The organism is uncultured Dysgonomonas sp., assembly GCF_900079725.1.
Taxonomy (GTDB): Bacteria; Bacteroidota; Bacteroidia; order Bacteroidales; family Dysgonomonadaceae; genus Dysgonomonas.
The window spans coordinates 3,513,297-3,527,300 of record NZ_LT599032.1 but is presented as its reverse complement, the minus strand read 5'-3'; the positions used below and the strand labels follow the sequence as shown (position 1 = coordinate 3,527,300).

At 40.5% G+C, this 14,004-nt stretch carries 9 protein-coding genes, 1 tRNA gene and 1 pseudogene; 7 read left to right on the top strand and 4 right to left on the bottom strand.

Features of this window, described 5'->3' with window-relative positions:
• Nucleotides 1-281: 281 nt before the first annotated feature.
• The 4 genes and pseudogenes from QZL88_RS14870 to QZL88_RS14855 all read left to right on the top strand — a co-directional run.
• Nucleotides 282-1,961 (top strand): hypothetical protein, encoded by a 1,680-nt coding sequence (locus tag QZL88_RS14870; protein ID WP_296942335.1) that lies wholly within the window; start codon nucleotides 282-284, stop codon nucleotides 1,959-1,961.
• 20 nt (nucleotides 1,962-1,981) lie between these two features.
• Nucleotides 1,982-4,714 carry a family 78 glycoside hydrolase catalytic domain gene (locus tag QZL88_RS14865; protein ID WP_296942333.1) on the top strand — a complete coding sequence of 911 codons (2,733 nt, stop codon included), beginning with the start codon at nucleotides 1,982-1,984 and terminating at the stop codon, nucleotides 4,712-4,714.
• A gap of 5 nt (nucleotides 4,715-4,719) precedes the next feature.
• Entirely contained in the window at nucleotides 4,720-6,501 is a 1,782-nt protein-coding gene (locus tag QZL88_RS14860) for an alpha-L-rhamnosidase C-terminal domain-containing protein (protein ID WP_296942331.1), read from the top strand.
• Between the two features lie 380 nt (nucleotides 6,502-6,881).
• Nucleotides 6,882-7,685, top strand: a pseudogene (locus QZL88_RS14855) (transposase); the annotation flags it as partial.
• A gap of 130 nt (nucleotides 7,686-7,815) precedes the next feature.
• Here QZL88_RS14855 and QZL88_RS14850 read toward each other — a convergent pair.
• A tRNA-Pro gene (locus tag QZL88_RS14850) sits at nucleotides 7,816-7,890 on the bottom strand.
• Between the two features lie 226 nt (nucleotides 7,891-8,116).
• Between QZL88_RS14850 and QZL88_RS14845 the strand changes: the two genes are divergently transcribed.
• From QZL88_RS14845 to QZL88_RS14835, 3 genes are all read left to right on the top strand, one after another.
• Nucleotides 8,117-8,830 carry a DUF5020 family protein gene (locus QZL88_RS14845; protein ID WP_296942329.1) on the top strand — a complete coding sequence of 238 codons (714 nt, stop codon included), beginning with the start codon at nucleotides 8,117-8,119 and terminating at the stop codon, nucleotides 8,828-8,830.
• Between the two features lie 13 nt (nucleotides 8,831-8,843).
• Complete coding sequence (locus tag QZL88_RS14840; protein WP_296942327.1) at nucleotides 8,844-10,178, top strand: NCS2 family permease; 1,335 nt, start codon at nucleotides 8,844-8,846, stop codon at nucleotides 10,176-10,178.
• A gap of 129 nt (nucleotides 10,179-10,307) precedes the next feature.
• Nucleotides 10,308-11,000 carry a YjjG family noncanonical pyrimidine nucleotidase gene (locus QZL88_RS14835; protein WP_296942325.1) on the top strand — a complete coding sequence of 231 codons (693 nt, stop codon included), beginning with the start codon at nucleotides 10,308-10,310 and terminating at the stop codon, nucleotides 10,998-11,000.
• 63 nt (nucleotides 11,001-11,063) lie between these two features.
• On the opposite strand, the gene QZL88_RS14830 is transcribed toward QZL88_RS14835, so the two are convergent.
• The 3 genes from QZL88_RS14830 to QZL88_RS14820 all read right to left on the bottom strand — a co-directional run bounded on the left by QZL88_RS14830 (nucleotide 11,064) and on the right by QZL88_RS14820 (nucleotide 13,844).
• A complete protein-coding gene (locus QZL88_RS14830) occupies nucleotides 11,064-11,561 on the bottom strand; it encodes a flavodoxin (protein ID WP_296942323.1) in 498 nt (165 codons plus the stop codon).
• Nucleotides 11,562-11,595: 34 nt separating this feature from the next.
• Nucleotides 11,596-12,891 (bottom strand): MATE family efflux transporter, encoded by a 1,296-nt coding sequence (locus tag QZL88_RS14825; RefSeq protein ID WP_296942320.1) that lies wholly within the window; start codon nucleotides 12,889-12,891, stop codon nucleotides 11,596-11,598.
• Nucleotides 12,892-13,178: 287 nt separating this feature from the next.
• Nucleotides 13,179-13,844, bottom strand: coding sequence for a hypothetical protein (locus tag QZL88_RS14820; protein WP_296942318.1), 666 nt, complete (start codon nucleotides 13,842-13,844; stop codon nucleotides 13,179-13,181).
• Between the last annotated feature and the right edge of the window lie 160 nt (nucleotides 13,845-14,004).

Here is a 14,004-nt window from a genome sequence, read left to right as displayed (position 1 = left end):
AAAATAGTTGTAACTTTATTTATGTAATTTTATCTATACAGTACAGATAATAAGCGAATTATCGGATGAAACAGTTACAATATAAAAAACTTCGAAAAGGTGTTACTTTTGTTACTTTTTTGTTAAATACAGTATTGATGTAGGGGCGTGAAACTTTACGCCTGATATAATTAACGGGCGAAATATTATTTGCTCTACTGATTTTGCCTTGCCCACGCATCGGCGATTAGTAATTCAATTTGCCCCTACATCAACAATACAACAATAAATATTATTATAAAATGAAATCTATATTTTGTACTTTTCTCTTGTTTTCTGCATTCTTTATTCTTTCCTGTTCTCATACGGAGAGAGTTGCAGAAAAAGAGCCTGTCCATATCGTAAATATCATAAATTTTATTCGCCAGACCGAGCCGCGAATTGATGAGATTACCGATAAGGTACTTTTCGAAACAGTTTATCAACAAATTTTGATGCTGAGAAAGTATGATCTGCCCGGCACATTCTTATTGCAATATGATGCTCTGATAGACCCCGTGTATCAGACGCTGATGAAAGATAGCCTGAACGGATCATCGGAGATTGGAGGATGGTGGGAAATAACACAGCCACAAGTTGAAGCCGCCGGGCTGAAATGGAGAGGGCGTTACTCTTGGGACTGGCATGCAAATGTCGGGTTTTCGATAGGGTATACACCTGCAGAAAGGGAAAAACTAGTTGATGTGTATATGACCAAGTTTAAATCTATCTTCAATAAATACCCGGCGTCAGTCGGATGCTGGTTTATAGATGCTCATACTCTAAGCTATATGCATGAGAAATATCAGGTCAAAGCCTCGTGCAATATGAAAGACCAAGTGGGTACAGATGGTTATTCTATGTGGGGTGGTTATTGGAATAATGCATATTATCCCAGCCGGAATAATGCATATATGCCGGCACAGAACGCAGAGAACCAGATACCGGTTCCTATATTCAGAATGTTGGGCAGCGATCCTATATATCAATATGATGCAAGCTTAGGAACAAGGGAGCAATCGGTTGTAACATTGGAGCCGGTTTTTCAAGGTGAGGGCTTAGGGGGTAGTAACCTTAACTGGGTAAGGTATTTCTTCAAATCTACATTTGAAGATCCTGCCCTTAACTTTACTTATGCTCAGGTAGGACAGGAGAACTCGTTTACCTGGGATAAAATGAGAAAGGGATTGTCCGAAATTCAGATCCCTATACTTGATTCATTGCAAAAACAAGGCCTTATACGAATAGAAACATTATCGGAAAGTGCTGAATGGTTCAAAAGCAAATATCCGGTAACTCCTCCTACAGCAACATCTTCCTTGTCAGACTTCAAGAATGAAGGGCATAAAACCGTTTGGTATAACAGTAGGTTTTACCGGGCTAATATTTTGTGGAAAGACACACATTTTCGATTTCGCGATTTACATTTATTTGATGAGAGGATGGCATCAAAATATTTAGGGCAGGTTGAGGAAACGCCGCATTGCACATATACCACGTTGCCAATATTAGACGGGTTTCTTTGGAGTACAGACAAAGAAAGAGCCGGGATTCGTTTGGTAAGGATATTGGAAGACGGAACTTCTGCGGAGATATTATGTGGTATACCATCGATCATAACACCAGACACGAATACGATGATAGTCAAATGGTTGGAAGAGGGAACCGTTTCGGAGTATAAGTTAACATTTACTGAGAAAAATATAGAATTAAGTGCCTCTGCTACCAATCGTCCATGGGCACTGGAGTTTACAGTCGCAGATGGGATGCAATTACCTTTTCATATCATAAATGAGAGTGGGATAAAGGCTGAAATAGAAAACTTTGAATACGAATTGGGCTGTGCTGTTGGAAAAATTATAGTTCCCAAGGAAAAAGACCTTTTTGTCTTTAGAATTTTACCACAGAATAATCAAATAACAATCGATTGTTCGCTTCGATAACAATCAAAAAAAATAATCAAATGAAAAATACTAAGATTAATTCAATCCTCATATTATTGATTTTCTTTCTCTTACAAAGCCCCTATACCCTTGCGCAGGGTATAGATATAAAAAATACCCAATGCGAATATCTGGATAATCCGTTGGGACTTCAGGAAAAGGAACCTCGTTTTAGCTGGATTTTAACAGCCCGAAAGCCTAATTCTTTTGGCCAAAAACAGACAGCATACAGGATTTTAGTATCGCAAAATTTGAAAGACCTGAATAAACATACGGGAAGTATGTGGGATACAGGCTGGATAGATAGTGATCATACTCAACTAATAGTTTATAAAGGGAAGCCTTTGCAGTCTGATAAGACGTATTATTGGAAAGTAAATGTAAAAGATGCATCAGGGAAAGAATCGGGATGGAGCAAGCCGGCTGATTGGACAACAGGACTATTCGATGTATCTGATTGGACAGCCCAATGGATTGGGTCTGATGAGATATTTAATCCGGAATTGAAGGACTGTAATATCTCGGATCCATGGTTTAGGAAAACGTTTCAATTAGAAAGAAGCCCTGACCGGGCAGTAATGTTTATTGCCTCAGTGGGCTATCACGAATTATATGTTAATGGAGAAAAAATAGGAAACGAAGTTCTTGCTCCTGTAGTAAGCAATCATACCACCCGGGCTCGCTATGTGACATACAATATAGCAGATAAACTAAAGAAAGGAAAGAACACAATTGCGTTATGGCTTGGTACGGGCTGGGTATTACATACTCCCTATATAACATCTGATAAGCCGCAGACTCCAATGGTAATCGGGCAAGCTGATATCCGTTCAGGAAATGAATCTCTTCGTATACAAACAGATGCTTCATGGAAAATGCATCCCAGTCCAAACAAATTGTTAGGCATATGGAAACCTCATCATATGGGAGGCGAAATATGGGATGCAAATAAGGAGATTCCCGATTGGAATTTACCATCTTTTGATGACTCCAAATGGAGAAGTGCCATAACATATACTCCCCACTTGACATTGTCTGCCCAGAATACCGAAGGGAATCGTGTACTTGATGAGATAAAACCTGTGGCAATAGAAGAACTTCCGGATGGCGGATTCCGCATAGATATGGGAGTGAACTTTGCAGGATGGACAGAGATAAAAGTGAAGGGGAATAAAAATGATCGCATTGATTTTATATTTTCGGAACGGCAACAGGATGAAATGACATACGGTATCCGAAATGCTTATATAATAGGTGCTGCGGGTAAAGGAGTGTTTCGTAACAGATTTAATTATAGCTCAGGTCGTTGGATTACAATCCGGGGGTTAAAAGATAAACCGCAACTTTCTGATATAAAAGGTTGGCTGGTACGCACCAATTACAAACGTGCCACGACATTTGAATGTTCCGACGAATTGCAGAACTGGATATATAACCGCGTTTTATGGACATTCGAAAACCTATCTATTGGCGGATATATTGTTGATTGCCCTCAACGTGAACGTTTAGGGTACGGAGGAGACGCCCATGCGACATCAGAGACAGGCTTGTTTAATTATCAACTGGGTTCCTTCTACACAAAATGGCTTGAAGACTGGCGCGATGCACAAGGTTGGGAATCAATGAACGGGAAATATGTAGGTGGTGGTATATTGCCACATACAGCACCGACAAATGAAGGTGGCGGAGGGCCGTCATGGGGTGGCATTTGCATAATCCTTCCCTGGTTCGTATATCAGCATGAAGGAGATGTGCGCATACTGGAGCAGAATTTTGAAATGATGAAGAAATGGTTGGCATTTCTGGATACCCATACTGAATGTAATTTATTGAAACGTTTTGGAGGTACATGGGATTATTTGGGTGATTGGTTATGGCCCAATGCTACTGCGGAAGGGATGAATAATGATAAGCCTGAGACTGTTTGTTTCAATAATTGTTACCGTGTATTCAATCTTCGCACTGCGGCTAAAATAGCGCGTGTTTTAGGAAAATATCAAGACGCGGAGCAGTGGGAAAAACAAGCTGGAGCTTCCAGCCGTATCATTCATGCAGCCTATTTTGACCGGGCAAATAATATATATGCAAATGGTTCAATGAGCTATATGGCTGCAGCTTTACTTGCAGATGTACCTCCTGCCGAAGTGAGAGAGAAGGTGATGAAACGTTTGGAACACGAAATTCTGAATGTCCGCAAGGGGCATATTCATGCAGGGATAACGGGAGGAGCTCTTCTTTTTAAATTGCTTAGAGAAGAAGGACGTGATGATCTGATATACTCCATGACTTCTCAGACAGCTTATCCTAGCTGGGGGTATATGAAAGCTAATGATGCCACCACGATATGGGAGATGTGGGAAAAAGATTTGCCGGGCCATTCTTTATTGCATAGTTCGTACCTTTTCCCGGGTGCATGGTATATTGATGGAATTGCAGGTATACGCAGAAATCCGGAAGATGTCGGGTTTAAAAGTTTTATAATACGCCCTCCATTATTAGAAGAATCACAGATGAATAGGGCTAATGCCTCTTTCGATTCACCGGTAGGAAAAATCGAATCGGCATGGAAAAGAGAAAACGGACATTTTAGCTTACGGGTAACTGTTCCGGTCAACAGTAAAGCATTCGTTTATTTCCCTGAGAAAGATTCATCAAAAATTAATGAGGGATCGGGATATTCAAAAATTGTGGATGTAGTGGGAGAATATACCATATTGGAAGTTCCTTCAGGCAATTATGTAATTAAAAACTAAAGAAGATGCAATTAATAAGGAATCTATTATTCAGTATTGTATTTATATTCAGCGGAAACATAATAGGGCAAGAACTACCCTTGCCATTTCAACAAGCTGCGGACACAAAGGCAAGGTCAACAGCATTGGTATACAAATACCTGACCCCAACACGTGTAGTCTGGACATCTGACAACAACAGCGAAGCCTATGTGTTGAATTCCGGAGCTATTCTCAAACAGGGAACTGGACAGGCTGATCTGAATGCGGGAAATTACTTACGATTGAAAAGCGATGAGAACAACAAAGGAGGTATAATACTTGATTTCGGCCGTGAAATTCAGGGAGGGATAGAAATTATTACTTCTATGAGTAATAAAAATCCGGCAGGCAGGGTGCGTATTCGTTTTGGTGAATCGGTATCGGAGACAATGAGTAATATAGGAGAACTAGGTGGGGCAACCAACGATCATGCAATGCGCGATTTTATTGTTACACTACCCTGGTTGGGAAAATTGATCGTTGGCGATTCAGGATTCCGCTTCGTTCGCATCGACGTTGTTGATCCGGGTGTAGTCCTCGAAATAAAGGAATTAAGTGCAGCATTTTCTTACAGGGACATCTCCTATCAGGGCTCTTTCAGATGCAACGACGATCGTCTGAACCAAATATGGCTCACAGGGGCATACACTGTACATCTGAATATGCAAGACTATCTATGGGACGCAATAAAACGCGACCGTCTGGTATGGGTAGGAGACCTTCACCCTGAAGTGATGACAATAAATTCGGTGTTCGGGTATAATGAGGTTGTACCCAAGAGCCTCGACCTGGCTCGCGATCTTACCCCGCTTCCAAACTGGATGAATGGCATCAGTTCATATTCAATGTGGTGGATTATAATTCATCGCGACTGGTATCGTTATCATGGAGATATAAAATATCTTTCCGAACAAGAAGCTTATATAGCACAATTATTAAAACTCTTGAGCGAAAAAATAGATGTAAACGGAAAAGAGATTTTGGATGGTACTCGTTTCCTCGACTGGCCTTCAAGTGAAGACCCGGAAGCAATACATGCAGGATTGCAGTCTATGATGATTATGGCATTTGAGGCCGGAGAAGAAATATGTAAAATTCTGAAAGATGAAGAAACAGTAAGGCTTTGCCAATCCTCCCTGAAAAAGTTAAAAAAACACATGCCGGAGCTTACCCAATCCAAACAGGCAGCTGCACTATTAGCACTGTCGGGATTGATACCTGCTCAAAAAGCCAATGCAGATATATTGTCTCAAAACGGCGTACATAAAATGTCTACTTTCTACGGATACTATATGCTCAATGCCAGAGCAAGTGCAAATGATTTTACCGGGGCTTTGAATAATATCCGTGAATACTGGGGGGCTATGTTAGATTTGGGAGCTACAACATTCTGGGAAGATTTCGATATAAAATGGATGGAAAATGCCGCCCGTATCGATGAAGTAGTTCCTGCCGGAAAAACTGATGTGCATGCTTCCTATGGAGGGTACTGCTATTCGGGTTACCGTCATAGTTTTTGTCACGGGTGGGCTTCAGGTCCTACGGCATGGCTTAGTCGTTATGTGTTAGGGGTAGAACCTCTGGAGCCAGGCTGTAAAAAAGTAAGAATATCTCCTAATCTGGGAGATCTGGAATGGGCAGAAGGCAGTTTTCCTACACCATACGGAACAATCAATATTAAACATGTAAAACAGACTGATGGTAAAATCAAATCAGAAATTGAAGCCCCTGATGAAATTGAAGTAGTAAAGAAATCTTTAAAATAGTATTATTTTAGACAGATCATATGGAACAAGTCTTCCGAAGACTGGCTACATATATATGAATAAAACAATATATGAAGAAGAAGGCTAATATATATCATACAGCATAAAATAGCGCTTCGGTCTGATTATTAATATTCACATTAAATTTTATGCCCATGAATGATTTATAGCATGGCGGATTGTTCTGTCTATTCTTTTATAAGCGGAAAAAAATCAGATAGTGAATTTGGATTATCCTTATCGTATTTATATCGACCGGATTTTATAAAAAATCATGATAAAATTGGAGTTGTTTATTAGCATCTTTCTTATTTTTGCATAATACTTATACTTTTTTATCAAAATGAAGCGTTATCAATCGATTATCCATGAAGTAACCCCTTTGTCGGGGAGAACTCTATACAATACTCATAAACAAAGAAGCCAAAGGCAGGAAAGGTTCCATTATAGGCATCATAAAAGGAACTGATGTAAAAACTGTTTGTAATGTACTTTTGCAGATGTCTCGCCGTCGCAGGTTTCAGGTACGGGAGATAACACTGGATATGGCTCCCAATATGGAGCTGATAGCCAGAACCTGCTTTCCTGCCGCTAAAAGAGTAACTGATCGCTTTCATGTACAAAAGCTAGCTTTTGATGCTGTGCAAGAGATGCGTATTAAAGCCCGATGGCAAGCTCTGGACAGAGAAGCGGTAGATATGGCGGTAGCCAAAGCAAAAGGCGAGGGGTACATTGCCCCAACCTTTGAAAACGGTGATTCCCTGAAACAACTGTTAGTCCGTAGCAGATACCTCTTGTTCAAGAAAGAATCCTTGTGGACACAAACACAGAAACAAAGGGCTGAGATACTTTTCCGGGAATATCCCGATATTAAAAAGGCTTATTATCTGGCTATGCAGCTTGGGTTAATCTATCATCAGGCTAAAACAAAGGATGTGGCTTTAACAAGATTAGCCAGATGGTACGACCAGGTAGATAGGTCTGGATTCTTATCCTTTGGGACAATTACCAGAACCATACAAACACATTATCTGAATATCATTAACTTTTTTGACAGGCGTTCTACCAATGCTGCAAGTGAATCTTTCAATGCAAAGATTAAAGCATTCCGATCTCAATTCAGAGGGGTAAGAGATAAAGCCTTTTTCTTTTTCTTGTTCAGATTAACAAAATTGTATGCATAAAATTCAAAAACCCTCAACTTTTACGGTGAGCCATTTCGACCCCTATTTTTTAATAGTTGCATGCAAATTGCATGTACATATAAAAACAAAAAGAGTTAGATTCTTTGTCTAACTCTTTGATTTTCAACCGTCGGGATACCAGGATTCGAACCTGGGACCCCCTGCTCCCAAAGCAGGTGCGCTAACCGGACTGCGCTACATCCCGTTTTTTGCGTATAGCGGTGCAAAGGTATGACATTTTTTTATATTTCAAAACAAATAAAGAAAAAATTACAAAACATATTTTTCGACACTTTTTAATCCTTTTATAAATAAGCATTTTAACACCATATAAAATAGTATAGATAAATTTATTCTGTTAAATAGTAAAGGAAATATCAACAGGTGCTTTTTTTGTTTATTTTTGCATCTAAATCTCAAATCTTATAATTATGGTTAAAAAGGTATTCTTCTCTTTAGGGCTATTAATGCTTTCATTTTCAGCGTACGCGCAAAATCTTCAGTTGCATTTCGATCCGCGTCATGCATTACATGGAGACAAAGTGTCAGATAAAAACTATTTCACAGCAACATTTGAAATGTTCAAACCGGATAAATGGGGTTCGACATTTATGTTTGTGGATTTAGATTTTAACCAAAGCCGGGGAAACATTGGTACTATGTATCTCGAAATTGCCCGCGACATTAAATTAGGCAAAAGCCCTGTTATGGCTCACGTCGAGTTTAATGGTGGCGTAGGAAAAGCCGAAAATTTCGGGTTCTCAATAGCAAATGCGTACATGGCCGGTGCATCATACTCCACAATGGTAGGCAAAGCCATTTTAGGAACATATGTTGTATATAAGTACAACGCCTTCGAGAAAGTGAGTAACGACGTGCAATGGACCGTTACGTGGGGTGTCGACTTATGCAATAACAAATTCAGAGTTTGCGGATTCATGGATGTCTGGACACAAAACAAGGCTAAAACCCATGCAGATCCCACAAGCGGTAAAGAAATCGTATTCCTGACCGAACCTCAATTCTGGTATAATGTCAGCCCTAATCTGGCTTTAGGTAGTGAAATAGAAATCAGCAATAATTTCCTCACTAACAAAGACAAGGCATACATCAACCCTACAATAGCCGCTAAGTGGAACTTCTAAGATTTGATAAACAATGAAAAATTTCCTCGAAAAAACATTTAAACTAACAGAGAATAAGACCACCATCCGCAAAGAACTTCTTGCCGGGCTTATTACTTTTTTAACCATGTCATACATACTGATAGTAAATCCTAGTATACTATCGACTACCGGTATGGACAAAGACGCCCTGTTCACTGCAACAGCTCTGGCTACAATCTTCGCTACCCTGATGATGGCTCTCTATGCCAAACTTCCGATAGCACAAGCTCCGGGTATGGGCTTAAACGCTTTCTTTGCGTTTACCATCTGCGGAGTAATGGGATATTCCTGGCAGTTTGCTTTGACTGCTGTATTCATTGAAGGTATTATCTTTATACTCCTTACATTCTTCAATGTACGGGAACTGATCGTAAAAAGCATACCTAAGGTACTGAAAGACGCCATACCTGTCGGGATCGGGCTATTCATCACACTGATCGGACTAAAGAACGCCGGAATAGTAACTTCAAGCCCTGCCACACTGGTAGCACTAGGAGATTTCTCTCAGCATAGCGTATGGATTGCTTTCTTAGGCTTGATCATTACAGCCGTACTATTTGTAAGAAATGTGAACGGCTCCATACTGATAGGGATTGTCGCAGCAACTATCTTCGGTATCATTTTGGGTGATGTTACATTACCGGATACCAGTATCATCAGTGCACCGCCATCTATCGCTCCTATCTTTGCTCAATTCGAATGGGATCATATCCTATCATTCAATATGCTTGTTGTGGTATTCACCCTTCTCTTCGTAAACCTCTTCGACACTGTGGGTACATTGATCGGTGTGGTATCCAAAGCCGGACTGGCTGACGAAGACGGCAACTTCCCTCAAATGAAAAAAGCTCTGTTCTCCGATGCATTAGGAACTACAGTAGGCTCTATCTTAGGAACAAGCACTATTACCGCATATGTGGAAAGTGCATCGGGAGTAGCATCCGGCGGACGTACCGGACTAACCTCTGTTAGTACCGCTATGATGTTTGTACTTGCCCTGTTCTTTGCTCCATTATTCCTGATGGTTCCCGCAGCAGCTACATCTCCGGCACTTATTATCGTTGGGCTGTTTATGATATCTTCTGTTGCCAAGATCAATTTCAGCGACATGAGCGAGGGACTTCCTGCATTCCTTACCATCGTATTTATGCCATTCACTTATAGTATTGCCGAAGGTATCGTATTTGGTATGTTAAGCTTTGCTTTCATCAAAGTATGCTCCGGCAAATATAAGGATGTATCAGCTACAGTATATGTAATCGCCATATTATTCTTATTAAAGATAATACTGGATGCATCTCATGTAATGACCAATGCTGCAGGTTAAGTTTATGAAATAACGATATAACCTTTAGTCCCTCCCTTCTTAACCGGATCGGAGGGGCTTCTCTTTTATATTTATAGACCTGCAACTTACGGCTAAAATACCTATCTTTGCGTAAAAGATAATCCCTATATGAAATACAGCGATATACTCCTCGACTTAGATGACACACTGATAGATACTATAGAAAATACCCGTCTCACTCTGATCGAGATATATAATGACTACAACTTCGTCCGCTACTTCCCATCCTTCCAAGACTTCTATGCCATCTATTACGCAAATGTAAGCCACCTGTGGGAACTCTACGGCAGAGGACAGATTACCAAGCAGACGCTACAACGCGAACGCTTTATAGGCCCTCTAAACAACGTAGAAGAAGTCTCCGAAGAGCAGGCGCTGGCTATCAACGACGACTTCATAGCCCGCATAATGAAAAAAGGCGTATTGGTAGAAGGAGCTAAAGAACTACTGGACTACCTCAACCCGCGCTACAAGATACACATCCTATCCAATGGATTCACCGAAATGCAATACATTAAGATGGAAAGCGCCGGTATTTCATCATACTTCGATAAAGTTATCCTGTCCGACAAAGTCGGGGTGAACAAGCCGCATCCGGATATATTCACTTATGCCCTGAACGAAATCGGAGTTAAACCCGCAAACATTATAATGGTTGGAGACAACCTGTTTACTGATATTGGTGGAGCCTATAACAGCGGACTGGACCAGATATGGTACAATCCCAAAAACAAGCCCTTCGAAGACTTCAAGCCAACCCACACAGTCACCAGGCTCGAGGAAATCAGGGATATTCTATAAAAACAGAAACCGGATATTGAATATTATCCGGCTTCTTACTATATACACTAACTAGATAATATATCAGTTCAGATACTTCTTCAAATCTTCCACCCATGCAGTAAGACGTGCATCAGTTTCGTTGTATTCGTTATCTTCATCTAATGCCAAGCCGATAAAGCGGCCGTCGATAACGGCATCAGATTCGTCGAATGTATATCCGTCGGTAGATACCGAACCTACAATTTCGACTTTCCCTTTCAGTGCTTTATAAATGTAATACATTGCTCCCGCAAAACTTGTGGAGAATGAAGCACTGTCTCCCAGTGAGAACAGAGCAACTTTTTTTCCGGCAAAATCCATCTTTTCAACCTTAGGCAGAAGAACTTCCCAATCGTCCTGTAAATCGCCTACCCCTGTCGTAGATGCCCCGAAAATCAAAAAGTCATATGGTTTCAAATCATCAACACTCACACTCTCAGCATTGAAGAGTGCAGCATCGTCGAACAACGCCTGTATTTTTTCTGCTACCGCTTCTGTGGCCCCGGTAGATGACCCGTAAACTATTGCAATTTTGCTCATAACAAGTTAAGTAATTTATTAAATTGATTATCAACTATCTGGAATCATTCAAAATAGCGGGAGCCATAAAACTCTGCACTATCCCTCTCAAAGCCAGATACACAATAAACGCAATCCACAGGATATTGTTCGCACAAATATTTGAAAAAGCAAAATACAACATAAAAAATCCGGCAACTGCTATCAGCATGGAATTGCGCATCTGGTGAGAAGCAGTTGCCCCCACAAACACCCCGTCCCAAAGAAAAGCTGAGAAGCCCGCAAAGGGAATCATATACACCCAGATATGAAATTGCCTACTGAATTCGACAATATTCTGCTTATCGGTCAAAATACCCAATATCTGATCCAGGAAGAGGACATAGATAAGCGTAAAGAACGAAGCGATAACAATTCCCCAGACAAACAGCCGTCTGACAAGGAATTTTAGTTTGAATCTGTCTTTTGCTCCTATAAATCTGCCTGTCAACGCTTCAGCGGCATAGGCAAACCCATCCATCATATATGAGAACAGAATAAACAACTGCATCAGTAAAGCATTGGCTGCCAACACATCTTTCCCCGACTTAGCAGAGGCAGACATAAAGAAGGTAGTAACGGCCACAAGAGCCATCGTACGGATAAAAATATCGCTATTGACCTTAAAAAAGGGAATATAAGACGATAAATCTTTCAGCACTTTCAGATTGATATATTGTTTCAGCCAGCCATATTTTATATTCCAGATAAGAAGGAACGAAAGAAAGCCCGTATATTGCGCGCATACGGAAGCTAAAGCCACCCCTTCTATCTTCATCCCAAAACCATAGACAAAGGCAAAGCTCAATCCGATATTGACTATATTAACCCCAATGGCTACAACCATAGGCATTTTGGCATTCTGCATCCCCACATACCAACCGTTAAAAGTGTACATACCCAGAATAGCCGGAGCAGCCCAGATGTATATATAGAAATAGTCGAGAGCATATCCTTTTACCGTAGGCTCTCCATTCAGCAGATAAAAGCCCACATGGGCAATAAAATATTGCAGCAGGATAATAACTACGCCTGCCCCCATTGCTACAGCGAGTGAACGAAGCAGGATATTGGTTTGCTCTTGCTGGTCACCGGCCCCGTATGACTGGGCAGTAAATCCGCTTGTACCCATACGCAGAAAAGAGAAACTCCAATAAATAAAATTGAAAATCATTGTCGCAAGCGCAATTGCCCCGATATAATCCTCCGAATCGAGATGGCCTACTATATACATATCCACCATACCCAAAAGCGGCACTGTAATATTGGATATAATATTCGGAATTGCCAGACGCAGGATGCTTTTATTCATAATGGTTACAAAAATAACAGGAATCGGTTAATAATAAAGAATGAAAAATTGATAATCAGGCATTCTTTATTTTATCGTCTAATTTCAGCTCATTAAAAAGTTGACAAACTTGACACTTTTTTCAATATATTTCATCATTAAGTAGTAAAAAGAATTTATTAATATATCCTTGTCATCCTGAGGAACGAAGGATCTCTTTCCTTCTTTCCCTGACAAATGGGTCGGGATGTTTCCTTCGTCAGCATGACAAGAGAAAGAAAAGTATATCATTAATATTTATAGAATACTTAATTACCTCTTCGCTTTTTCTTTCTTTTCTTTCCCTTATTATATACCGGCCTTCTGTTACTCACTATCACGGCCGTGCCTGTTCCTTGCCGCTGCCCGGCACAGGCCTTATCCGGTTTTTCTATCATCTCCGCAGCCTCTGTATCTTCATTCTCCTCAATCACTTCCAAAACCTCTTTTTCTTCATCTTCAACAACATCCTTTTCTATGTTATCTATAACGGTCTCTTCCTCAATCACCCGGTTATCTCTCGAAGTATACACCTCCTCCCCTAGGGGAGGTCGGGAGGGGCGTTTATCCTCCCTATCCAGCAACATCTTTATTGTCCGCAGATCGGGAGGGCATTCTTTCTTTATTATCACTTTCGATTTGAAAACCAGTTCATCAGGATTCCTTTCATCAGGTACATATATATCCTTTTCCACTGTTGTTATATATCCCTCCAGTTTCTTCTTCAGCGCGGCCTGCATCATTGTCTGCATCGCTTCGCTACGGCGACTGACCGCCATATCCACCTCTTTCCTGAATCCGGGTTTAGTATCCAGCCAGCCATAATAAGCCTGCCTGCTAAAACCCAAGGCCTTACACACCTGAGTAGTGGTATAAAACTCTTCTTCGATAAGAAAAACTACTTTATCTACTAATTCTTCACTATACTTTGCCATACTTTTTAGATAATTATGAGTGTGGAGCAGAGAATGATTATTTATTCATTATCTGCTTTTTCAGTATAGATAAATATATTTAGGTTTTATAAAAATCAACACAACAATTTATGCAAATCAGACGAGGCTGTCCAAAAAGTATTTCTCCTTTATGTTATGT